Source organism: Enterococcus sp. 12C11_DIV0727, from assembly GCF_002148425.2.
GTDB classification, from domain to species: Bacteria; Bacillota; Bacilli; order Lactobacillales; family Enterococcaceae; genus Enterococcus_L; species Enterococcus_L lemimoniae.
Map to the genome: position 1 here is coordinate 1,356,435 of NZ_CP147248.1, position 22,795 is coordinate 1,379,229.

24 protein-coding genes and 1 pseudogene are annotated in these 22,795 nt (G+C 35.2%); 6 read left to right on the forward strand and 19 right to left on the reverse strand.

Going from position 1 to position 22,795, the window contains the following annotated elements; all coding sequences use genetic code 11:
• Positions 1–34 precede the first annotated feature (34 nt).
• The 3 genes from A5866_RS06505 to A5866_RS06515 form a co-directional block, all read right to left on the reverse strand.
• Complete coding sequence (locus A5866_RS06505; protein WP_086444036.1) at positions 35–949, reverse strand: Gfo/Idh/MocA family protein; 915 nt, start codon at positions 947–949, stop codon at positions 35–37.
• Positions 950–995: 46 nt separating this feature from the next.
• A complete protein-coding gene (locus A5866_RS06510) occupies positions 996–1,304 on the reverse strand; it encodes a hypothetical protein (protein ID WP_254907530.1) in 309 nt (102 codons plus the stop codon).
• Positions 1,305–1,447: 143 nt separating this feature from the next.
• Entirely contained in the window at positions 1,448–2,197 is a 750-nt protein-coding gene (locus tag A5866_RS06515; RefSeq protein ID WP_254907529.1) for a hypothetical protein, read from the reverse strand.
• Positions 2,198–2,325: 128 nt separating this feature from the next.
• Between A5866_RS06515 and A5866_RS06520 the strand changes: the two are divergent.
• A pseudogene (locus A5866_RS06520) lies at positions 2,326–2,687 on the forward strand (IS5/IS1182 family transposase); the annotation flags it as partial.
• A gap of 511 nt (positions 2,688–3,198) precedes the next feature.
• Here A5866_RS06520 and A5866_RS06525 read toward each other — a convergent pair.
• The 5 genes from A5866_RS06525 to A5866_RS06545 form a co-directional block, all read right to left on the reverse strand.
• The gene (locus A5866_RS06525; RefSeq protein WP_086444035.1) at positions 3,199–3,492 is read right to left on the reverse strand and encodes a barstar family protein; all 294 of its coding nucleotides are present in this window, start codon (positions 3,490–3,492) and stop codon (positions 3,199–3,201) included.
• Positions 3,493–3,513: 21 nt separating this feature from the next.
• Positions 3,514–4,629 (reverse strand): ribonuclease domain-containing protein, encoded by a 1,116-nt coding sequence (locus A5866_RS06530; protein ID WP_217871541.1) that lies wholly within the window; start codon positions 4,627–4,629, stop codon positions 3,514–3,516.
• Between the two features lie 99 nt (positions 4,630–4,728).
• Positions 4,729–5,025, reverse strand: a complete 297-nt coding sequence (locus tag A5866_RS06535; RefSeq protein ID WP_086444034.1) for a T7SS effector LXG polymorphic toxin — start codon at positions 5,023–5,025, stop codon at positions 4,729–4,731.
• Positions 5,003–5,368: a hypothetical protein gene (locus tag A5866_RS06540; RefSeq protein WP_086444033.1), complete on the reverse strand. Its 366-nt coding sequence runs from the start codon at positions 5,366–5,368 to the stop codon at positions 5,003–5,005. The genes A5866_RS06535 and A5866_RS06540 overlap by 23 nt, the downstream gene beginning before the upstream one ends.
• A gap of 49 nt (positions 5,369–5,417) precedes the next feature.
• Positions 5,418–5,690 carry a TIGR04197 family type VII secretion effector gene (locus A5866_RS06545; RefSeq protein WP_176332541.1) on the reverse strand — a complete coding sequence of 91 codons (273 nt, stop codon included), beginning with the start codon at positions 5,688–5,690 and terminating at the stop codon, positions 5,418–5,420.
• Positions 5,691–6,821: 1,131 nt separating this feature from the next.
• Between A5866_RS06545 and A5866_RS06550 the strand changes: the two genes are divergently transcribed.
• The 4 genes from A5866_RS06550 to A5866_RS06565 all read left to right on the forward strand — a co-directional run bounded on the left by A5866_RS06550 (position 6,822) and on the right by A5866_RS06565 (position 9,860).
• Positions 6,822–7,115: a hypothetical protein gene (locus A5866_RS06550; RefSeq protein ID WP_086444031.1), complete on the forward strand. Its 294-nt coding sequence runs from the start codon at positions 6,822–6,824 to the stop codon at positions 7,113–7,115.
• A gap of 133 nt (positions 7,116–7,248) precedes the next feature.
• Positions 7,249–8,370, forward strand: coding sequence for a hypothetical protein (locus A5866_RS06555; protein WP_339099755.1), 1,122 nt, complete (start codon positions 7,249–7,251; stop codon positions 8,368–8,370).
• 71 nt (positions 8,371–8,441) lie between these two features.
• Positions 8,442–9,200, forward strand: a complete 759-nt coding sequence (locus tag A5866_RS06560) for an exodeoxyribonuclease III (RefSeq protein ID WP_086444030.1) — start codon at positions 8,442–8,444, stop codon at positions 9,198–9,200.
• 126 nt (positions 9,201–9,326) lie between these two features.
• Positions 9,327–9,860 carry a 3'-5' exonuclease gene (locus A5866_RS06565; protein WP_086278765.1) on the forward strand — a complete coding sequence of 178 codons (534 nt, stop codon included), beginning with the start codon at positions 9,327–9,329 and terminating at the stop codon, positions 9,858–9,860.
• A gap of 45 nt (positions 9,861–9,905) precedes the next feature.
• On the opposite strand, the gene A5866_RS06570 is transcribed toward A5866_RS06565, so the two are convergent.
• Together A5866_RS06570 and ahpC are read right to left on the reverse strand one after the other, a co-directional pair.
• Positions 9,906–11,588 (reverse strand): FAD-dependent oxidoreductase, encoded by a 1,683-nt coding sequence (locus A5866_RS06570; protein ID WP_086444029.1) that lies wholly within the window; start codon positions 11,586–11,588, stop codon positions 9,906–9,908.
• 97 nt (positions 11,589–11,685) lie between these two features.
• Positions 11,686–12,249, reverse strand: a complete 564-nt coding sequence (ahpC, locus tag A5866_RS06575) for an alkyl hydroperoxide reductase subunit C (protein WP_010773275.1) — start codon at positions 12,247–12,249, stop codon at positions 11,686–11,688.
• Between the two features lie 384 nt (positions 12,250–12,633).
• Here ahpC and A5866_RS06580 point away from each other — a divergent pair, with 384 nt between their 5' ends.
• Positions 12,634–13,326, forward strand: coding sequence for an aspartate/glutamate racemase family protein (locus A5866_RS06580; protein ID WP_086444028.1), 693 nt, complete (start codon positions 12,634–12,636; stop codon positions 13,324–13,326).
• Between the two features lie 104 nt (positions 13,327–13,430).
• On the opposite strand, the gene A5866_RS06585 is transcribed toward A5866_RS06580, so the two are convergent.
• The 9 genes from A5866_RS06585 to A5866_RS06625 form a co-directional block, all read right to left on the reverse strand.
• A complete protein-coding gene (locus tag A5866_RS06585) occupies positions 13,431–14,276 on the reverse strand; it encodes an alpha/beta hydrolase (RefSeq protein ID WP_086444027.1) in 846 nt (281 codons plus the stop codon).
• An 83-nt stretch (positions 14,277–14,359) separates the two neighbouring features.
• On the reverse strand, positions 14,360–14,986 hold the full coding sequence (locus A5866_RS06590; protein WP_086444026.1) for an endonuclease III domain-containing protein: 627 nt from the start codon (positions 14,984–14,986) through the stop codon (positions 14,360–14,362).
• 472 nt (positions 14,987–15,458) lie between these two features.
• Positions 15,459–16,139, reverse strand: a complete 681-nt coding sequence (locus A5866_RS06595) for an O-methyltransferase (protein ID WP_086278760.1) — start codon at positions 16,137–16,139, stop codon at positions 15,459–15,461.
• 210 nt (positions 16,140–16,349) lie between these two features.
• Positions 16,350–17,228, reverse strand: coding sequence for a phytoene/squalene synthase family protein (locus tag A5866_RS06600; RefSeq protein ID WP_086444025.1), 879 nt, complete (start codon positions 17,226–17,228; stop codon positions 16,350–16,352).
• Positions 17,209–18,705: a phytoene desaturase family protein gene (locus tag A5866_RS06605; protein ID WP_086444024.1), complete on the reverse strand. Its 1,497-nt coding sequence runs from the start codon at positions 18,703–18,705 to the stop codon at positions 17,209–17,211. Before A5866_RS06605 ends, A5866_RS06600 begins: the two co-directional genes overlap by 20 nt.
• 202 nt (positions 18,706–18,907) lie before the next feature.
• Positions 18,908–19,912 (reverse strand): lipoate--protein ligase, encoded by a 1,005-nt coding sequence (locus A5866_RS06610; RefSeq protein WP_086444023.1) that lies wholly within the window; start codon positions 19,910–19,912, stop codon positions 18,908–18,910.
• A gap of 13 nt (positions 19,913–19,925) precedes the next feature.
• Positions 19,926–20,666 (reverse strand): MBL fold metallo-hydrolase, encoded by a 741-nt coding sequence (locus A5866_RS06615; protein ID WP_086445504.1) that lies wholly within the window; start codon positions 20,664–20,666, stop codon positions 19,926–19,928.
• Positions 20,667–20,794: 128 nt separating this feature from the next.
• Positions 20,795–21,592, reverse strand: coding sequence for a DUF975 family protein (locus tag A5866_RS06620; RefSeq protein ID WP_086444022.1), 798 nt, complete (start codon positions 21,590–21,592; stop codon positions 20,795–20,797).
• A gap of 19 nt (positions 21,593–21,611) precedes the next feature.
• Positions 21,612–22,694, reverse strand: coding sequence for a M42 family metallopeptidase (locus A5866_RS06625; protein ID WP_086444021.1), 1,083 nt, complete (start codon positions 22,692–22,694; stop codon positions 21,612–21,614).
• Positions 22,695–22,795 lie beyond the last annotated feature (101 nt).

A 22,795-nucleotide genomic window follows, 5' to 3' on the forward strand; every position in this document is an offset into this window, starting at 1 on the left:
CTAGCATGTCAAAGAGAAACTTTCTAGTCTGAGTCTATAAAATATGTTCTTGATGCTTGCGCAACATTTGCGCACAAAGCTCATGACTAGTAAAGATTTTTTCTTGTTTTAACTGTGTCCCATCATTTGTTTGAACAGCTGTGATAAATTCCACCACCATTTGCTCAAAGCCTCGTTTCTCTAAAGTCGTTGCCCAATCACCAAATTTTTTTAGTTGGGTTCCAAATTGATTTTGGAACGTGAAATCAGTCAGATTCTCTAAAACAAAGGTTCCATCTGGACTAGTTAACTGATAGGTCTCAGTGTTTGCGCCAGCGTAAAGGTTCATAGAAGCAATCGCTGTTGTTGTTGCTGTTTCAACTTGGAGAAACGCTCTTTTTAACAGATTATTTTCCTCGATGATTTTTGTTTGGACATGTCGAATATCATCATCGAGTAGATAGACAAGTGTATCAGCAACATGTAAAAATAAATCATAGATCACAAAATTAACTGTAGACTCTGAAGCTATTCGATTTTTTTGGATCAATAGCATATTTTTATTTTCAACAGCCTTTAATTCTGCTACAAATGGTGCAAAGCGACGATTAAAACCGACCATTAAAAGTAGTTTTTTTTCTGCTGCTAGTGTTTGAATTTCTTTGACTTCAGCTAAGTTTTCACTTAGAGGTTTATCGACAAAAACATGGATACCAGCTTCAAGTAATTGTTTGACAAGTTGCCCGTGAACGTTGGTTGCAGCATGAACAAAGCAAGCAGATATTCCAGCTTGAATCAATTCTTCTGTAGAAGACACTATTTCATTGAATCCGTATTTTTCACTGATTTCTTTGCGGGTTTGTTCATTTCTGGTAGATAAAATAAAGGTTGCTTGATCTCTTAGTTGCGAATATACAGGTAAGTAGGCTTTTTGTGCGATATTTCCAAGACCGATAACACCGATTTTCATAAGAATCCTCCTCGTTCAATACATTATTTTTTATTACAATCTTTAATTAATTTTTTTCCATTAAACCACTAGATACCATTTTTACTGCCAATAAAATTGCAGCTGTCACTAAAATAATTGGACTGAGGTTTAGTGGGAAAAACAGCATCATAAATATCCCAACTGGCAATGGTGACTTTATAATTGCGATAGCAACAATCAATAAGCGGTCTGTTTGAGGGAATAACTGCAATACAGCAAACCCTTGAATGATCGCTGAAAAGACAATTGGGAAGATATCGCCTCCAATCCAGCCTGTATTGAGACATATTTGCAAGAACAATAATTTAAGCAACGCAATCAGTGTCAATACCAAAAACGAAGCTTGGCTCCCTACAAATGGTGCAAGTGACAGTGATAGTTGCCCTGAAAAAAGTAAATTGGGGACAAAAACACCAATTAAAAAGATTGAGATCGATCCTATTAATGCTTTACGAACCGGAAACTCATGCCAAAAATCTAAGTGTTTTTTAAGAATTCAGTCAAAAGACTATAGCCTTTCCCAAACAACAACCCAAATACAACTAATGGTAGGCCTATCCATAACTCTGACCAAATCCAATGAGACTCACCCATTTTAGAAATAAAAGAGGGTTGCCCTGTCATTTTCATTAATAGGAAAAAAGAAATTAAACCATTCGCGATAAACAATAAATAAAAAATCTTTTTTTTCAACTTCTGATGTTCACTTATAGCTCTTTTTTCATCATAAGTCAGTAAATGTTTGCTAGGATTCAACAAGCGTGCTGCACGATTTTGCACAGATAATCCTTTCAACTCGTCATAGTGAAAGTAATAATAACGCAGTTTATCTGCTTGCCAGACCGACAAATAAATCACTGCACTTAATAAGCCCGCTTCTGGTCCTACCCCCGCACCAAAAACTAATACGATTAGTGCAATTAGCAAGCTATGGAACACACTACTATAATCCAGTGTTTTATTTTGCTTTAATTCTGTCATTGAATCATGAACAGTATGAGGTAAATTTCCCCATTTTTTTCGGAAAATTCCTAACAGACAGCCACCAACGACTGTAATTCCTAAAATATAAAAAATTCGGAAGTGATTATCCGGTGCAACCAAGTCCCAAAGCAATTCAGAGCCTAGCCCTTCCAGTCTTAGAAAAATAAAGGAAATCATCCCAATTATGCTACTTAGTACAATACCATAAATCAACAAGCTCAATTCTTTTACATTTAGCTTCATAAATTCTTTCATTCCATACTAGAAAATCATTGATATTTTCGGTTCTTTCCTATAACTTTATCATAAATCTAAATACCTGAACACATTTATGATGATTCGTGATTAGAAACAGAAACTTGTCAATCTACACAAAAAATCCATTTTTGGATCACTTTTTAGACTAGCACAAAGAACTGCCAGAATATATTGTGGCAGATGCAGGTTATGGTATTTAAGAAAATTATATGTATATCACCGATACTCTACACAAAACACCTTTAATCACATATAATCGCTATTATAAAGAAAGCAAAAAGAAACAAAAGAAAATCCGCTTAAGCTTAAAATTTTCTCTATTTTGAAGAACAACAAGATGAGTAGAGTAAATTTGTCCAGCCAAACGCCCAGTGTCCTTCAAACTATACAGCCAAAGAAAAGGGATCGGAAGCGCCAAATTTTAGTTAATAATTCATGGTATTATTTCAAAGCAGAATGTAAAAAGAAGCGTTTATTTGTTCTAGAATTTCTCTCAACTTTAAGTACTTTAGCTCCACTAACGTTCATCTGCGCATTTCTTACCGCAGCCCCTGTCAATCCAAGCGCCCACAGGGCATCCTAAACACCCGACTCTTGAATATTTCCCCAAAAAATCTTGACCATGAGACAAGCCACTCAGCCCTAATACCTTCTACTTATCACCACCAAAGTAAGCTCGTCCACTTTTCTGGAAATCGTTGACCCGTTTGGTCATTTCTGCTGGACTTAATTCTAACACATCTAATATTGTCCTGTTTATAAAAAAGACAGTACTAGCAATTTTGCACTAGCACCGTTTAAATATTTTATTTTTTTAGTACAGTAAATACAGCCATCTCTTTGTTAGCGTTCGCATATTGAGTAGCCAGTTATAATTTACTTGTCACGAATTTACTATTCGACGCCATGAATTAACTTCAAAAAGTTAGACCAAAAAATCTAACTTTTTGAAGTTATTATACCACTCAAATAATACAGCACCTTTTTTATTTATACTTTATTTCAGATTTCATCATAGGGTATTTTTTATTAAAGTTGTGAAGCATTTCTTTTAAAGAATTTGCTTCATCTGGAATAGACTTTTCTAAATCTGACCAATGTTCAAATATTATTTTTTCTGGTAATTCAACTAAACCAGTTATAGTATCCCAAAAAGCATCCCAGTTTTCGCCATAATAATCAGGAAAATCAAGCTTTTCCTTTAATAAAACCTGTAAATTCTCTTTAGTTGATACATTTTTTAAATCTATAATAACTTCCTTTGTTGTTGAATCGCACATATTTTCTCACTCCTATAATTTCTAATAATTACCAATAAAATGCATTGTTTTATAGTGGTCTGTTGTTATATAGAGCAAACCATCATTTGAGTAAAGTAATCTTGTTCCAGGTTGTTTAGCTCGTGACATGTCTCCTATCAAACCTACATCTGCTTCACGCCAAACTCTCCCAGGAACTTCTGGCAAAATTTTAGTACTATTTTGATAAACATCCCCTCCGATTTGTCCTCCTGAAACATAATTTTCTAGGGCTTTCCCTGGCCTCCATCCCTTTTCAATTGCTAAATCTTTCGATACAAAATTATCTGGCAATCTACCAGTTTCTCTTAAACTATCAACGAGGGGATTAGCTTTTTCAGTAGTTCCTAAAACATCTTTGTATTTTTCATGTAATGCCACATTTTTGGGGCTATTTGCTCCATTTCCCGTACCATTCGCCCCACTAACTTTCTTATCATAAATCTGCGCATTCCTCACCGCAGCTCCCGTCAACCCAAGCGCCCACATCGCATCCCACAAACCTGATTCTTGCATTTTTCCCATAAAATCTTGTCCATGTGCTAAAGCACCAAAGCCTGGCATTCCTACTTTATCACCACTAAAATAATCTCGTCCACTTTTCTGGAAATCATTGACTCGTTTTGTCATCTCTGTCGGACTTAATTCTAACACATCTAAGCCGTATTTTTTGATTAATTTCTTTAAATCTGCTGATAAATCGTCCTCATTCAATGCATAACGATAACCATTTTTCTCAATCATGTAGCTATCTGTTCCAAATCTATCATCAAAGACACGGATAATCTTACAACCATCTAATAGTTGTTTATCTCGTCTTTCAACTCGATCATTCCAATTCTTATTTACATCCTTGATCCAAGCAGTATCTTTTAAAGAAAATCCTTTACCATTCCAACTTCCAGCGCCAACATTTCCTGAACCGTCAACGCCTAGCGCCTGCATCCCTTTTGTCATTAATTCTTCTGAACTTTTCAGCCCATCGAAATAGCTCGGAGACTTATCACAAAATGCCAAAAATTTACGTAATTTTTCTTCTATTTTTGCTTTCTTCGCTTGATTTCGGGTAATTCCTGCGTCCATATTATTGATCGCAGCTTGGAAAATCATGCCCATCAATTTTGAGCTGTCTTCTGATAATCCTCGTTTCGCTTGAGCAAAGCTATCTTTTGAAGATTGAAAGCCTTGAATTAATCTATCTGCTTCGTTGATTTGATCTTATAATTCTTCTGAATCTAAATCTTCACTACCGCATTGCGACGTGTATCCCTCTAGATATTGCTCATTTGCTTGAACTGTTGCTTCGCTGTGGAGGATAACCGCCTTACATAAAGCTGGATACGTGCTTGAAATATAGTTTTTTATACTATCCATTCCTTGCCCGCTCATGCCAACAACTAATAGAATACCTTGGGTGGCACTTGAGACAGATTCCAGTGCTTGACTATAGGTTTTACCAAACGCTTCGATTTGTTCTGTTTGGGTTTGAACTTCACCAATCACCATTTTGACCATGGGCATCTTCCTCCTCTCTGAGCGCTTGTAGTTCTGCTTCATACAAGGTTTCGGAATGCTCCTCTAGTTGTCTTTTGTTCTTGGCTAACGTTTCTTGTCCGTCAGTCATTTCCTCAAAAAATCGACGTTCTTCGATTCGGGCATCTTCAATGATTTCTTCAAAAAAAGACCCTTCTTCTTGTCGGTAAAAATAAGCCATCACTCGTTCATTATGATGACGTTCACTTGCATATAATTGGCCGCAATTTTCCATTTTTCGCTCTAATAACATCGTTATTTCCGTGTTTTCTTCTTGTCTTTCTTCATTTTCTATTCGTCTTTTTAGAATCTCTTCCTCTTTCATTGTTTCCTCCTCGTATAAAAACTGGGTACGCTCGTTCATCTAAAACCTGTTATAAAGGTGATTTAAACAATTGTTGAACTTGTGTATCCGCTCGTTTAAAAGCCACAACTGCACTTTGGATATTGGCAGTATCACGGTTTAACAGTTGTTGAATGGTTGAGGAAGAGCTTTTTAGTTTTTCAAAAGTACTGTTTGCTAAACTATTTCCTGGCACCGTTGTCCCAGAAGAAAAAGTCACGTTTTGGGAGATTGTTAATTTATCATTGGCTTGACCAATCTTGGTTGCCTGATTTTGAATTTCTCCAGCATTAATATCAATCACTTTCTCATACTCCTTTATATTTTTTTCAGCCCTAATATTTAGTATATCTTAATAAAAAACGGAAGTAAATCACATATTTCTAGCTATCTCTAACATGAATTTCTTTATCAAACAAAAAAATTGCAAGTCAATGACTTCCAATTTGGAAAATAAAAATATTTTTTCTGTTATTTTATCTTATATATAAGGAAATGATTTTTCGTGTTATTTAATGGCGTTTAAGAGGAAAATTTGGTTGCGTGTTCGCCTTCTTTTCATATATACTTAGGAGGTAGAATAGAACAAAGAAAACAGCCCATCTGTAAACGAGCTGTTCAAATCAGAATATAAAATAAATTGGCACTTCATTATTTGGCGACAACCAAATAATTGAAGCCTTGTAAAGACAGAGCAAACTGCCCAAACAAGTTGCCAATAGTGCTAGCAACATGTACTAGCTTCTTTCTTGTACCTAAAGTTTACCTATTTTGCCATAGGTTTGTTAACTTTTGGGCTATTTCAGAAGAAGTGGTAGATGATTTTTAGAGACTATTGTTGACGATATTGGGAAATTTCCTGATATCGTTTTTTCTATTCTACAAATTCAAGTAAAGGAGGTTCACTTCAAATTAAAACAAAAAAGGCACTTCATCATTTGGCGACAACCAACTGATGAAGCCTTGCATAGACAGAGCAAACTATCTATACAAGTTGCCAAATGCTAGCACAAAGTCCTAGCATTCTTTATTGTACCTAATTTTACTGGAATTTTCTAGTCTGTCTGAAAACTTTTTGTTAAAATCATGTACTTTATAAAGTCTGCATACTTTTTCTAGATAATTGATGGCGGTATTGGTAGTTTTAGGATGATAAAAAGTCGTTAAGTTTTGAGCAACTGGACTAAAAAGGAATCAATGCACTTTTCGGATTGAGGCATTTTTAGGACGTTGTTGAAAAAGTGACTTTTTCTCACTGACTGCGCCAATAGCGTTTTTTGTTTTATCCCAAAAAAGGCGATAGAAATTCTACCAGACTGACAATGAGCATTCACAAGTCATTTCTACCGCTAATTTAATAAGTTGCCTAAGTCAATGCATACATTAGGAAGCGCTGAAGTACGAAATTCAGTGCTTAAAAAAGGAGAGAACCGTTATGAAAAACGAGTTACATAATCTAAAAGCAATCCCTTATCAAGACATTACTGATTTACAAGATTTACTAGATCATTTTGACTCTTGGCAAGAACCTCTTGCCATATTAGATCATTTCTTCCAATTCCGAACAGGTCCGATAAACAAGAAAAAAGTCATCAAAGAATATTATGCTTGTGGTCATTTGTTCCACGCTTTTTTCACAGAATTTATCCGTTTGGTGGAAGCTGAACAAATCAAAATTCATAAATTAGATTGTGAAAGAAAAGTAACCACCCATTTTATGAACAAGTAAAAACGAGGAGATGTCTCATTATTGACATCTCCTCTTCGCCTAATTCTATAAATAACTTTCACTATAATTAAAATGACCTTATTATCAAAAAGTAACTTATTTCTTATTATATAGTTTAATGGTATAATTGTTAATGGAGGTGTTTATTATTCCCAGAAAAGAAAAAAGATTGAAAACTACTCAAAAACAAAGGAACGGCCGAATTATGCTATTTATATCTATTATTCCGGCTATTCTTTCTATAATTACCATCACAGAAAAAGTAATTATTCCATTTCTAGGTACTATAGAAGTCACTCAGAATAAGACTGAACCAGTCTATAATCCTGAATCGTTAAATAACTCATATGTCATAGCAAAACCAACGGATATTCAAGAATCAAATGATTCTTATTTCTTTCTTACGAATGTATCTACTCTACAAAATAGTACCTCAAAAAATTTAATAGTTTCTGATGCAACTATTGAAATAGACGACATTCAGCCGATAAAAGAAGCTGACTTAGAAGTTAGTTACGGTTTGGAGGATAATAAATTAATAATTTTTATTATCAACAACGGTTTAGAAAATTCGAAAGATTCAGAGTTCGAGCTGTTAGTTACATTAGAAGATATTGACCAAGTGCAAAACAAATTATCAGCTAAAGATGTCGAAAACTTATTCTTGACTAAAACAAAAAGAAAGGATTCACTATATTCTGGTGATATTTTAAAATCTTTTGAATTGAACCTTTCAGATGAACTACATAAACTATTTGAAAATAACGAAAAATATCATGCTATTAAATTTGAAATAACTGAGTTAGTATCTAATAAAAAATTTGAAATACATCCCATCTACTATAATAGATCAGCTAAAAGTTTTACATTTGGTGGTATGGGTGCAGGTGGTCGAGATAAAACAGCTGTTCTTTTACTAGATATCAACAATGCATCTAATAAATATTCTGTACCTGTAAATAAAAAGATTGCTGCTAATTCCACCGAACAGATTAATTTATTTATAGTGCCAAATCAGAGCAGTAAAATTATTTATTCTGTTAAATACTCTACTAGTAATTCAAAGTGTACAAAAGCGACTAAAAAGATTGAGTCTACAATAACAGTGCCCTTATACAACACAAGTTATTCACCAAATGGTCCTTTTTTCAAATCATTAATTCAAAATCAAATAACCCGTTACCAACACAATACTAATTCTAATCTACAAAAAGAAATAGGTTATGACTACAAAAAAGTTTTAGATAGCCATTAATAATAAACCTTATGTTAAACTAAGATAGACGAAAATAATAAGTAACCTATATTTAGATGGGAGTTATGAAAATGAAATGTATCTCATGGAATGTTAACGGCTTACGTGCTGTTGTTAAGAAAAATTTTATGGAAGTATTTAATGAACTAGATGCAGATTTTTTCTGCTTACAAGAAACCAAATTACAAGAAGGACAAATTGATTTAGACTTACCTGGCTACTATCAATATTGGAACTATGCTGAGAAAAAGGGCTACTCTGGTACTGCAATATTTGCTAAAGAAGAAGCGATTAGTGTTCGATATGGTATGGATCTTGAGGAACATGATCAAGAAGGTCGTCTGATCACATTAGAATATCCTAACTTCTTTATAATCACCTGTTATACGCCTAATTCACAAAATGAACTAAAGCGTTTAGATTACCGCATGACTTGGGAAGACGCTTTTCGTGCGTATTTAAACGAATTAAGTAAAGAAAAACCAGTGATTCTATGTGGTGACCTAAATGTTGCCCATCAAAATATTGATTTAAAAAACTGGAAAACGAATCAAAAAAATGCGGGGTTCACACCAGAAGAACGGGCGAAGTTTACTGAATTGTTGGATAGTGGTTTTATTGATACCTATCGCCATTTTTATCCTGATCAAGAAGGCGTTTATTCTTGGTGGAGCTATCGTTTTAATGCTCGGAAGAATAATGCTGGATGGAGAATCGATTATTTTGTCGTTTCTGATGTTTTGAAAGAGGCTTTAACCAGTGCGAAGATCCATACTGAGATTACTGGTAGTGATCATTGTCCAGTTGAGCTTGATTTAACGATTGCTTAACGAGAGGATGCTTCTCTCGTTTTTCATTTAATTTCTGTTAATATTTTAGAATTAGGCTTACTATCTGCCATTTATTTTGATATACTGCATGTATGAATTAATTTAGAACTGAAAGGGATAATGAACATGAATTTTTATTCCATAGACTTTGAAACAGCTAGTTATGCCAAGCATAGCGCTTGTTCTGTCGCATTAGTAAAGGTAGAAAATAATAAAATTGTTGATGAATATTATTCTCTAATTAAACCAGAAACAGATTTTTTCTGGAAAAATATTCAGATCCATGGTATCAAGCCAGAAGATGTCGTTGATGCACCAAAGTTTCCTGATGTTTGGCGTCAAATCCAATCTTGTTTCAAATCAAATAGTTTAGTGGTTGCTCATAACGCTCCCTTTGACTGTGGTGTTTTAGCAGGTTGTTTGGATTATTATGGCATCGCTCAGCCGAATTACCTTTCGTTATGTACAGTGAAAACTAGCCGTAAATTATTTCCAGAACTACCTAACCACAAGTTAAATACAGTTTGTGAAAATCTAAATATCCAATTAGAGAATCACCATGATGCTTTGGAAGATAGTCGGGCATGTGCTGAAATTTTATTGTATCAAGAAAAACATTTTGGAGTAGAACCTTTAAAAAAACTAGTTACGATAAAATAAAAAAAGCCGAATCAAGAACAAAATGTTCAGTTGATTCGGCTTTTTTTATTTCTCTAAAATTTCAACAATTTCATCCATATTTTTAGAACCAAAGACAATTTTCTGATCATCAATGATCATCGCAGGAACGCTCATGATTTTCTTTTCTGTTTTCAGTTCTGGGAAAACACCGATATCGATCATTTCAGCTTCAACATTATGATTGATTGAAGCAATCCGTTGACAGGCCGCTACCACATCTGGGCAATAGTGACAGGTCAATGATACGAAAATCTGCACTTTCTTTTTAGGTAATGCTTTGATTTTATTTACGATAGGCTCTTCTATTGGCTGTCCAGCGCTTCCCACATTGTAGACCGCTAAAACAATTGAATTGACTTCATGACCACTCGGAATTCCGCTAAACTTGATTCCAGTGTATTCACCTTGATTATTTAAGACAACTACACTTGGTAATTTATCAATACCATATTTTGCTTCTACGTCTGTACCTTTTTCAACGGTTTCCAATAAAATCTTATCACTCAATGACGCAAACTCAGTTAGAAAAGAGTTCAACTCTAGTGATTTTTCTTCACTGCTATCCATGACTTGTAATAACGTAACATTCTTCGTTAATTTACCAAAAATACCACCTAATTGTTCTCTCATTGCGTCAGGGAACCAAGTGTTATTGCCGCTTGTCGCTTTAGCAGGTTTCTTCTCTGCTTTTGGTTGAGCTTCTTTATTTTCAGCATGTTGCATCGCTAAACGTTTTTCCATACGCTCATTGACGATTGGCAAACCAGCTTTTGTTTTTTCTTCTGTGATATATTTTTGTGCATTCGTCGCGGCAATTGCGCCATCAGCTACAGCTGTAACGATTTGACGTAGTTCTTTGATTCGTAAGTCCCCGGCTGCATATACCCCAGGTACATTGGTTTCCATATTTTCATTCGTAGGGACATAGCCTCCATCTAGCTCGACTTTTCCTTCAAAAATTTCTGTACTTGGTTTATTCCCTGCAAAAACGAACATACCAAAAGTGCTATCTGCTGGGGCTTCGTATGTTGTTTCTTCTCCTGTTTCATTATTAACAAAAACAGCTTTACGAACAAAGTCATCGCCAGTGATTTCCTTGACTTCTGTATTGTAAACAATTTTGATGTCTGGATGTTGTTTAGCCGCTTCAGCAGTTAGTTTGGCACAGGTAAAATCAGGCTCACGAATGATCATTGTCACTGATTTTCCGTAACGAGTTAAATAAACAGCTTCTTCTGCCGCTGCATATCCGCCGCCAAGTACAAAAATATCTAGTCCTTGGAAGAATTCACCATCACAGGTTGAACAGTACGCAATACCTCGCCCTGTAAACTCTATTTCACCAGGGAAACCAATTTTACGTGCAGAAGCTCCTGTTGCAATGATCACAGCATAAGCTTGATAGGTTTTTGTTGCTGACTTTACTGTTTTCACTGTTTGGCTTAAATCTACATCAATGATTTCATCCGTTGTAAATTCAACCCCAAAGTCTAGCGCTTGTAATCGCATATCTTCCATTAATTCAGGTCCAGTTGTCGCTCTGATTGCTGGATAGTTCACGATTTCAGAAGTTGTTGTTACTTGTCCACCAATTTTGTCTTTTTCAATAATCAATGTATCTAACATCGCACGACCTGCATAAATCCCAGCTGATAAAGCCGCTGAACCGCCGCCAATTACGATCAAATCATAAATTTCTTGACTCATCTCTGTTCTCCTTTTAGGTAATTCATTGTTTTTTTAACGTTAAATTTTAAGAAAGACTCCCCAAAAAAGGAAGTCTTACCATTGTCTATTTTAAGATTTAGATTTTACCAACTAAGTCTAAACTTGGTGCAATTGTTTCTTCACCAGGTTTCCAGTTTGCAGGACAAACTTTATCACCATGTTTAGCTACAAATTGCGATGCTTCTAATTTACGAACTAATTCTTCCGCATTACGACCGATCCCCATATCATTGATCTCGTAAGATTTGATTTCGCCTTCTGGGCTAACGATAAATGTACCACGGTAAGCTTGACCCAAGTCTTCATTTAAAACGCCAAAGAAACGAGCAATTTTTCCATTTGGATCAGCTAACATTGGGTATTTGATCTTACCGATCGTATCTGTCGCATCAGCCCATGCTTTATGAACAAAGTGGCTATCTTCAGATACAGAATAAACTTCACAATTCAACTCTTTTAAGTGATCATAGTGATCTTGCATGTCCCCAAGTTCTGTTGGACAAACAAATGAAAAGTCAGCTGGATAGAAGAAGAAAATACTCCATTTACCTAATACATCTGCTGTTGATACTTTGATGAACTCTCCATCTTGGTATGCGTCGCATTCAAAGTCTAATAGTTTTGTGTTGATTAAATTCATTTAATTATTCCTCCTAAAATTTACAAGCGTTATGGGCTCGCTTAATCTCGATTAAAAAATATGAACGCGATACTTTCTTGCTTATTCATATTTTATCTTTTTTCTGAGCGTCTAACCCATACAACTAGATATTTTTTCTACACTCTTAGCGTATCAATTTAAAATTATTCTGTCAATAGAATAATTACAGTTTAGTTATTTTATTTTTGCCATTTTCGTCTTCTCTTTGAGAAAATAGCTCTTTCATTCTCAATAACAACAGCTATTTTCATTTAAAGACCCTTTAACAAAAACGACACAATGTAATAAATGCAATTCAAACAAGCATTCTTATTGTCAATTTGGTATACTTAACAAAAAAACTATAGATAGAAGGAAACGAATATGAAAACAATCGGATTATTAGGTGGGATGAGTTGGGAAAGTTCTGCTGACTATTATCGACTGATCAATGAAACGATCAAAAGCGAACTAGGTGGATTGCATTCTGCTAAATGTATTTTATTCAGTGTAGATTTTCAAGAAATCGAAACCTATCAATTTTCAAACCAGTGGGACAAAAGTGCCGACTTATTAACAGATGCATGTCTTTCTTTAGAAAAAGCTGGAGCGGATTATATTGTTATTTGCACGAATACCATGCACAAAGTAGCTGATGCGGTCCAACAAAAAATCGGTATCCCGATTCTTCATATTGCTAAAGTAACTGCGGATACATTAAAACAGAACAACATTAAAAAAGTCGGCTTACTAGGAACAAAATTTACAATGGAAGAAGATTTTTATAAACAAATAATTGAAGAAAATGGTATCGATGTGATCATTCCAGATCAAGCGGAGCGTCAACAGGTCAGTACAATTATCTATGAAGGGCTCTGTTTAGGGAAAATATCAGCTGCCTCTAAAGAATTTTACTTAAAGGTTGTCGATAAATTAAATCAACAAGGAGCCGAAGGCGTTATTTTAGGCTGTACCGAAATCGGTATGCTGATCAATCACAATGATACAACAGTGCCTCTTTTTGATACGACTAAAATCCACGCTGTTCAAGCTGCTTTGCAGTCTTTAGACAGATAATTAGAAACAGCAAAATAAACGTCAGTTCTATTTGTATCTATCCGAATAAAGAGGTAATCAAAAAGCTTTTCCAAGAAATCAGCTTTTTGATTGCCTCTTTTTTATTACCAGAAAAATTCTTTTATTATGCTGATAACTTCTTGATTTTCAACTAGTTCACTATGACTAGTTGCCTCACCATGAATCAATCTCTCTTGATAGGCAGCTACTTGCTCTTGATAAATATACCGTCCAGAAAACACACTTTGTACAAAAACTGTATTATCAGAAGCTGTATCATCAACTTCTCCAGCAATATTTAGCATTTCGATCGTATCAGGAATATTCTCCAGATCCTTTAGATAACTATTGAGCAGTTCACTGTGTTCTTTTACTTGAGTAAATGAGGTTACAGCTTCATTGTATTTAGTTGATGTGTCATTATAGGGCGTACCTAAGGTGATTAGTTTAGTCAGTTTAGGATCGGACATTTGCTGAAATTCTTCAAGATAAGAAGTAATCACTAGCCCGCCATTTGAATGTCCAAAATAATTATAGGTTGCAAATGAATACTTTTGTTGTATATAGTTCAACGCCAATTGGTACCATTTTCCTTGAATAGGAAGCGTCTTATCGCTACTGTCTTCAAAAGCAATCACAATCATAGGATGTTCTGTCGCACTTGTCAGTTTGCCTTTAGACGTCACGGTTCCATCTGTAGCGACAGTCACCTTTAGTACCTCCGCTTTTGAATCCAATTTTTTGATCAGTCCATTGAAACGATTGACCGTTCCATTGGTTCCTGGAACAAAAATTGTTGGCGTTTGAATCTCTAAAGGACCGCTGTTGGGGCTAAATTTATCGGCAAATGCCGTTAGACTTTTTTGAAATAAAAGAAAGAACATTAGAACAACACCTACAATCAAAAGTATTTTAGACAGTCTACTTTTTATGTTTTGATTATTTTTCATGACGTTTCCCTCCTCTGATAAAGAAAGTCTACGCCCTGAAACTTAAATGAAGATTAAACACAAAAACAACTACGAAGTTCAGCCTAAGAAATTAAAAAAGTTTCATCCATCTTTTTATCTTTATTAAAATGCTTTCCATGAACATCAATTGCTGCATGCCATTCTTTACATAACTCATGTGAAATAGATTCTGTTAGGTAAATAAACTCTTTCCGCATTTCTTCATATGTTTTATAAGGACCAAACCCTAAACGATTAAACAAACGAATAGCATATTGATCCGCAATAAACACATTTCGTTCAAATATATAAAGTAACATTGCATCTGCTGTTTCTGAGCCAACACCTTTAATCGTCAAAAGCTCTTTTCTTAGCTCCTCAGTCGAATAGGCCTGAAATTTATCCAGAGCACTACCATGTCCCACAAACCAATTGATCAGTTCTTTGATGTAATGACTCTTTTGCTTGAAAAAACCAGCAGGACGAATCAATTTTTGTAGCGTTCCCAAGTCGATTTCTTGAAGTTTTTCCACAGTTAAATGAGGTTTTAAGTTTCCTAATGCTTGATGAGCATTCTTTTCCGTCGTTTGCTGAATCAGAATCATTGAGACCCAATCAGAAATTCGATTTTCATCTTCCCACCAGTACTGAAACCCATAATGAGCGACTAAATTATTCAATACCAGTAACTTCTTTTTATCACTTTTCAGCTTTATTCACTCCTTAAATTAAGAGGTTGGGACAGAAACATTTAGGTCCGAGAACCAAGTAGGTACTGTGCAACAATGTTTATCTGCGAGGAGTCTTTGACGAGAAAGCATCAACTCGTATCTTGCCGTGTTTTACAGCAATAAGCCAGCATTTACGAAAATTGTCCTTCAAATTTTTTGAATGCTGACTTATTTCTGAAGCCTTCAACTCTTAGTGCTTTAGCACTTAGAGTTTGATGTGATCGAAGCGAAGCGTAGTGGCTGCTTCTACATCTACGGTTCTCATTTCACTCCGATCCTCGAAACATGGAGAACCGTCTGCTCCCAAACTCCTTGATTAAAAATAGGAAAATAAGAGCGTGGCGCTTTTTGTCATAAACTGATTTTATCATTTTTATAAAGGTCTACATAAATAATCATCTAAAAAAACTTAGATCAAAATAATTAAATCCTGACCCAAGCTAGATACTATCTATTCTGTTAGTTCTTTTTCTTTCGTGATCATGATTACACCATCACCAAGTGGCAGTAAGGTTGAAGTCAAATCTGGATGTGTCATGACTGTATCCAAAAATTGATTCAGCTTACGATGGATGGTTCTTTGGCTCCGAGGAATATCTTCAATTGGGTCTAAAATCGTGCCTGCTTGAAAGACATCATCCACCATCAGCACACCGCCAACGCGTAATAAGCGTAAGCATTCTGGTAAAAATTCGATATATTTAGATTTTGCACTGTCCATAAAAATAAAGTCATATGGTCCTGTTAAGGTGGGTAAAACTTCTGCCGCTTGTCCTTCTAATAAAGTTACTTTATCCGTTAGACCTAAACGTTCATAGGTTACTTTCGCTTTTCTGATCATTACATCAAATCGATCGATTGTCGTGACATGTCCGTCTTCCCCAACATATTGCGCCATAAGGCTAGAAGAAAAGCCGATTGCTGTCCCTATTTCTAAAATGTTCTTGGGTTTGACTTGATCTAAGAAAAATTGTAAGAACACTACTGTTTCATGGGGAATGATCGGTACTCCCGCTTCGTGTGCTTCTTCTTCGATTACGCCAAGTTCACCTTGGATTTTTTTTTGTTTATTTCGCATAAATTCAACAAGTTCTGGTTTCACAACTGGTCGATGCATCATTTCGTTGCGCACGTTATTCATCCTTCCAAAAATCAATCATTTCTAGTTTTCACTACTAGTAATATAGCAGAAATCATTTTCGGTTAATAGCCTTTTTTAGCTGTTTTGATAAAATAGTTGCGTTCATGTCTTTTAACAACAATTCATTCTTTTTAATCTTCTACGATTTTACTAGACTTAAACTAAAAACAATTATAAAACATTTAAAGAGTGTCCATTATCCTACAATGTTTTCAAATAGTTTTTTGCTTTTTGGTACAATTCAAGTTGCTGACTTTTCTTCACGAAGTTTCTCTTATTAAAACATTGATAGTTGCTTTGCCTAACTGAATTTAAAATTTCTTTATAAAAATAGATAGATAGTAACAGCGCTTCTTGACAATCTTTGTGGATAGTATGCAGCATTGTTTGTGCTTTTGAGTATAGTTGCTCAGCTCTTGTTGCCTCGTATTCCCATAATTCTATAAAAGAATCATTGATGATGCCTTTTTCCAACGAATTAAGTGAAACATCAAATCTTTCCATGATTTCCTTTGGAAGATAGATTCGCTGATTATTGAAGTCTTCTCCGATGTCTCTTAAAATATTCGTGATTTGCATAGCTTCACCTAATTGGATTGCTTGGCTTCTTATTTCATCAGGACAATCAGAAAGAATTGGCAACAACATCAATCCGACTGATCCTGCGACATAGTAAGAATATTCTTCTAATTCAGTCTGTGTTTCAGGTTGTTGAAACGCCCAATCCATCTCTTGCCCCAATAACATATCATAAAAAGACTGTTGATTCATTTCATACGTTTCGAATACTGGCACTAAAGCTCTCCAAAAATAACGATCTGGAATTTCCCCTGCTAAAAAGTCATCTAATTCACGTTTTAATTTGTTTAAACGATCCACATCACCGTATACATCAATGCTATCATCTGCTTCACGACAAAAAGAATAAATGGCAAAAATACTTAGTGCTTTTTGCTTTGGAAGTTTAGAGAAGGCTTTATAAAAACTTTTTGAATGATTACGAATCGTTTGCTCACATAAAGCGAAATCTGATTCATACATTGAAAATATTTTCGTTAAGTCATTTTTTCTTTTTATCATCTTTCAGCAACTCCTCTGCAGCTAACTTAGCACTTGTTAAAACAATTGGAACTCCCGCCCCTGGATGTGTACTACTACCGCAAAAATATAGGTTATCTGCATAATCGAATTTATTGTGAGGACGATAATAGTTACTTTGTTTTAAGGTCGGTTTCAACCCGAATGTTGCGCCATTATAAGCATTAAAATTTTGCTTAAACTCCTTAGGTGTATAGAGAGATTCATAAACAATATGTTCTTCTATATCAGAGAAAATAGTTTCTTCTTTGACTAGATCGAGAACATTTTGTCGAAATGCATTCGTAGTTGTATCGTTCCAATCCACTCCCTGTGAAAGTTCAGGAACAGGCACTAAGATATAAACTCCTTCATGCCCTTCTGGTGCTAAACTTCCATCAATTGAAGACGGAACATAAATATAAAATGAAGGGTCATCTGGCAATTTTCCATCTTCAAAAATATCATTAATATTTTTCTCAAAATCTTCAGCAAATCGAATCATGTGAAGTGAATCCACAGGATATTTTTTATCCAAACCAAGATAAAGAATGAAACACGAGCAGGAATAATCCAACTTATCGATTTTTTTATCGGTATATTTTCCTCTAGTCTTTTCATCTGGTAACAATGACTTCATTGCATAAGGAAAATCAGCATTACACACGACGTAATCACTCGGGATAACGCCTTCTTCTGTCCTAATTCCTGTAGCTTGTTTATTTTCTATTATGATTTCTTTCACAGGTGTATTAAGGTGAATCGTACCACCAAGCTCTTCAAAAGCCTTTGCCATTCCTGTAGCAAGGGTATACATCCCACCTTCAATAAACCAAATGCCGTAAATTAGTTCAATCATAGGAATAATTGTATAAAGAGAAGGACCATTATAAGGAGAAACCCCTATATAAAGAGTTTGAAAAGCTAATGCTTTTCGTAACCTTTCATCTTTTACAAATTTTGAAATAGAACTATAGGCATCATTAAATGTGTGCAATCTAAACCCATCAATCAATGATCTCGGATTATAAAAATCCCAAAAAGAACGAAATGATTTCATGATGAAGGCCTTTTTCGCTATTTGATACCGTTTATAAATACTTGCTAAATATTCTAGGTATCCTTGCATATCCTGATCTGAAATACCTTCTAAAAGTGACGTCAAAGACACTAGATCCGAGGACATGTTGAACGTTTCTTCATTTGGAAAGTTCAATGATAACATTGGATCAACTTTTTTCATCGGTATATATTGATCTGGGTCTTTCCCACATTGTTCAAAAACTTCACGATAAATTTCAGGCATCATCACGATGGTCGGACCTACATCAAAGGTAAATCCTTTTTCTTTTATTTGATACATTTTCCCACCGACTTGTTCATTTTTCTCGTACAAATGAACATTATACCCTTCATGTTGCAGACGAATAGCTACTGCTAATCCTGCAGCTCCTGCACCAATCACTATAATTTTTTTCATTATTATACACCACCAACTCATTTTTTTAAGTATATCTTTATCAATTGATAAAGTACATTATTTTGATTTTTTAGGAAAAAATAAAATAAAACGTTTTCTCCTAGCTACTTAAAATCTGAGTAAATGAGATAAAAATGAAAAGTGTACATTACTAGTTTTTTATCTAAACACAAGTAATGTACACTTCTCACTATTTTTTCGTTTAATACAATAAACCAACCAAATCTTCTTTTTCAATATTACCAAAATATTTTTTAATGTCGATTTGATCGACCGCTGCTTCGATTGCTGATTTCTCGTATTTTGTACCAGTCAAAATTTCTTCTACATCTTTGATTTCACCTAATCCAAAGAAGTCACCAAAAATCTTGATTTCTTTGATTTCACCGTCTTCCACATTCATTTGTGCATCGATTGAACCGATTGGGAAACGTTGATGGCGTTCTAAATTAAAGGCAGGTGATTTGCCGTAGTTCCAATCCCAATTAAGATAATATTCATCGGATATTTTGTTGATTTTTTGCCAATCTTCATCTGTTAGTTCATAGGTCTTCACTTGATCAACAGAGTCTACGCCAAAAATTTTCAACAAGATATCTTCACGAAATTCTTCTGTGGTCATTCCTTGTTTATCCGCTGGCAAAAATGGTTTAATATTCGTTACTCGTGAACGAACGGATTTGATTCCTTTAGATTCTATTTTATCTTTACGAACTTTTAATGTATTAACAACTTCGTCGATATCGCTGTCAAACATTAGGGTACCATGAGCAAACATTCTACCCGCTGTTGCATACATCGCATTGCCTGAGAATTTCATTCCATCTATCACTAAATCATTTCGACCTTTTAATTCTGCACCAGATACGCCCAATTCATGCAACGCTTGAATGATTGGTTGTGTGACCTTGGCAAAATCGCGAAATGAGTTGCCATCGTCAGGCATAATAAAACTAAAGTTTAAATTACCATGATCGTGGTACACAGCACCACCACCACTTAAACGACGCACCACATGTATACCGTGTTCATCAACATACTCTTTATTGATCTCTTCGATTGTGTTTTGGTTACGCCCAATAATGATCGATGGATCATTGATATAAAATAAGAGAATTGGTTCATCTAACGATTTTTCTTTTAATAAATAAGTTTCGATTGCTAAGTTGATTCTTGGGTCATTGTTTTCATTTGGTACAAAAATCACAGTGCATCACTCCTTAAATTTCGATAACTAAGTTTCTCTTGGCTAACCCTACAGTTACTTGATTGCCTGCTGCTTCTTCTGCTTGTTGTTTTAACTCTTCTAGTGAACCATGTTGAGGCAAATGAGTCAAGATTAGCTTTTTGACATTAGCCGCTTTGGCGATTTCACCTGATTCCTTTGAGGTAAAGTGCGCGTGATGTTTTTCATTTCCTTCAAATAAATAGGTATCTGCCAGAAAAACATCTGCATCCTTAGCGAAATCAACAAAACTTTCCAAATAGCCTGAATCACCTGTGAATACAAAAATTTTACCTGTTTTTTCTTCAACAAAACGCATTGCATAACAAGGAACAGGATGGATTGTTTTCATAAAGGTCACTAGGAATGGTCCGAGTTTTAACTCTTCTGCTTCAAAATAAGGGACAGCTTCGGAGATACCAGGCAGATTCAATGCCTCAAAATGAACTGGATCATCTGTATGTCCATATATTGGTAAGACAGGTGTTGGCTCCATGACTGGATACAGTTGACGATAATACTGTAGCACCCCTAAATCAGCAATATGATCATAATGATAATGAGACAAGATCACGGCATCCAATGTTAAGGGATCAAGATGTTCTTCTAAATTGACTAATGTTGTGCTACCAGCATCTAACAATAACTGAAATCCATCAGATTCTAGTAAGTAAGAACTCGTTCCTTGCCCTTGATATGGATAGGCTCCTAAACAACCTAACACGGTTATTTTCAACTTCATCGACCTCCTTGATTGTTATTCACTTAATGGTAACATAAAAAAGAAGAACCCAGACAATTATTTGTACTTGTACAATAAAAAAACAGAACAATCTACTGAAAAATCACTCTGCTTTTTTACTTCTATTCTATTACTACTGATGCACCTTTTTCTTCACGTGCTGTATCATAAAAACTGGCAACGGCCACATCATGGTAAGGGATTACCCATAACAAACCAATTCCGAAAACCAATGCCCCTACGATAAACCAGCCAATAAATGAAATTTGCAAAAACAAATATTGTCCAAAGCGTCCTTTCATCAAGAAAAGTGCGTATTTTAGGGCATCTCCTACTGATAGTTCAGGATCATCAAGTTTTACCCATACTGCAAATTGAAACACGCCACTAACAAAAACACCGACTAAAATCATTAAAAATGCAACTATCAGTAATAATAATGCTAACAGAACATCTCCACCCATTTGCGTTTGAAATTGATCGACAGACACCCTATTAAACATTAATCCAAAATACAAAGCAGTTCCATAAGATAAAAGTACCGGTAACAATACCACTAAATTTAAGACTAATTCAACAAGATATTGAATCAAGTTGATCAATAACATTGGCAGGTACAACTTCCCCTGAAAAATAGTCGTTAGCATGCCTGCTTGAACTCTTTTGCCACGTAGAACTTGTAAAGCGCAATAGTAAGTGCCATAAGTAATTGCAAAAAATAGAAAGTTATTTAGTAAAAAAGACATCATATTAGTACTTGCACTGTCTTTTGGTAGATTTGCTACACTCCCTACCACCGAGCTAATCATAAAGCGGATAAATACAGCTAAAAATGTAATCCACGCCATGGTTCCCCATTGATTTTTTAGAGCTGTTCGAGCTTGTTCTCGATGCATTGTATTTGTTATTTGACTTCTCATTTAAACAATCACCTCTTTTTTAATAGCTGCGAAGCTTTTCTACCATTTCCTTATCTAATCGCTTCACAACTTCTGTCACCAATTTAACCGTATTTAAATAATCATCTTCATGGATCATTGACGTATGAGAATGTAGATAACGAACTGGCACTGTGATTGCTAGTGACGGAACACCATTGCGCGTCAAATGCATTCTACCTGCATCCGTTCCACCACCTGTAATCACAGTATATTGAAACGGAATATTATTCTCTTCGGCAACTTGGATTACGAAATCACGTAGTTTTTTATGCGGAATCATTGAAGCATCAAAAATCAGGATTTGTGGCCCTTTCCCTAATTCAGAATCTGCTTCTTTAGGCGTCATACCAGGAGTATCTCCAGCGGTTCCCGTATCTAGTGCAAATGCAATATCTGGATCAACAAGATGTGTACTTGTTTGAGCACCACGCAAACCAACTTCTTCTTGTACGTCACTTCCTGCAAATAAAATATTAGGATGCCCTTCCGTTGCCAAATTTTCTAAAACTCTTAGCGAAACAGCTGTACCAATACGGTTATCCCATGCTTTAGCTAGCATAAATTTCGTATCATTCATTCGGCGATATTCAATGTAAGGCGTGATCATATCACCAGGTTTGATGCCCCATTCAGCTACTTGTTTATCACTAGATGCACCGATATCAATAAACATCTCCGCAACATCATATGGTTGCTTTCTAGCTTCTGCAGTCAAGACATGAGGCGGTTTTGATCCAATTACACCATGATACAAATCACCTTTACCTGTTTTGATTTGTACCTGTTGAGCTAGCATAACTTGACCCCACCAACCACCAAGTGTTTGAAATTTAATAAAGCCTTTTTCTGTAATTTGAGTAACCATAAACCCAACTTCATCTAAATGTCCTGAAAAATAGATTTTTGGTCCTTCCTTATCGCCAACCCGTTTCGCGATAACACTACCCAAACCATCATACATAATTTTATCCGCAAAAGGTTCCGCATACTGCTTAAAGACTTCCCTAACTTCCCCTTCATTACCAGGAACGCCCTTTGCATTCGTTAGGTCTATCAATAACTGTTCTTCATTCTTTTCCAAAATATTCCCTCCTAAATATAAAAGTGTAACAGGCTCGTTAAAACTCGTAAAAAAATAGGAAAAGATAGTTGTGACGCTTCTTGTCACAAATAGCTTTTATC

What these genes read in the sequence shown, in the direction of transcription:
- A5866_RS06580 (WP_086444028.1), top strand. Translation starts at nt 12,634, where the DNA reads ATGAAAACAATCGGATTATTAGGTGGGATGAGTTGGGAAAGTTCTGCT.
- A5866_RS06560 (WP_086444030.1), top strand. Translation starts at nt 8,442, where the DNA reads ATGAAATGTATCTCATGGAATGTTAACGGCTTACGTGCTGTTGTTAAG.
- A5866_RS06505 (WP_086444036.1), bottom strand. Translation starts at nt 949, where the DNA reads ATGAAAATCGGTGTTATCGGTCTTGGAAATATCGCACAAAAAGCCTAC.
- A5866_RS06605 (WP_086444024.1), bottom strand. Translation starts at nt 18,705, where the DNA reads ATGAAAAAAATTATAGTGATTGGTGCAGGAGCTGCAGGATTAGCAGTA.
- A5866_RS06535 (WP_086444034.1), bottom strand. Translation starts at nt 5,025, where the DNA reads ATGGTCAAAATGGTGATTGGTGAAGTTCAAACCCAAACAGAACAAATC.
- A5866_RS06600 (WP_086444025.1), bottom strand. Translation starts at nt 17,228, where the DNA reads ATGATAAAAAGAAAAAATGACTTAACGAAAATATTTTCAATGTATGAA.
- A5866_RS06565 (WP_086278765.1), top strand. Translation starts at nt 9,327, where the DNA reads ATGAATTTTTATTCCATAGACTTTGAAACAGCTAGTTATGCCAAGCAT.
- A5866_RS06555 (WP_339099755.1), top strand. Translation starts at nt 7,249, where the DNA reads ATGGAGGTGTTTATTATTCCCAGAAAAGAAAAAAGATTGAAAACTACT.
- A5866_RS06525 (WP_086444035.1), bottom strand. Translation starts at nt 3,492, where the DNA reads ATGTGCGATTCAACAACAAAGGAAGTTATTATAGATTTAAAAAATGTA.
- A5866_RS06515 (WP_254907529.1), bottom strand. Translation starts at nt 2,197, where the DNA reads ATGAAGCTAAATGTAAAAGAATTGAGCTTGTTGATTTATGGTATTGTA.
- A5866_RS06585 (WP_086444027.1), bottom strand. Translation starts at nt 14,276, where the DNA reads ATGAAAAATAATCAAAACATAAAAAGTAGACTGTCTAAAATACTTTTG.
- A5866_RS06620 (WP_086444022.1), bottom strand. Translation starts at nt 21,592, where the DNA reads ATGAGAAGTCAAATAACAAATACAATGCATCGAGAACAAGCTCGAACA.
- ahpC (WP_010773275.1), bottom strand. Translation starts at nt 12,249, where the DNA reads ATGAATTTAATCAACACAAAACTATTAGACTTTGAATGCGACGCATAC.
- A5866_RS06540 (WP_086444033.1), bottom strand. Translation starts at nt 5,368, where the DNA reads ATGAAAGAGGAAGAGATTCTAAAAAGACGAATAGAAAATGAAGAAAGA.
- A5866_RS06550 (WP_086444031.1), top strand. Translation starts at nt 6,822, where the DNA reads ATGAAAAACGAGTTACATAATCTAAAAGCAATCCCTTATCAAGACATT.
- A5866_RS06570 (WP_086444029.1), bottom strand. Translation starts at nt 11,588, where the DNA reads ATGAGTCAAGAAATTTATGATTTGATCGTAATTGGCGGCGGTTCAGCG.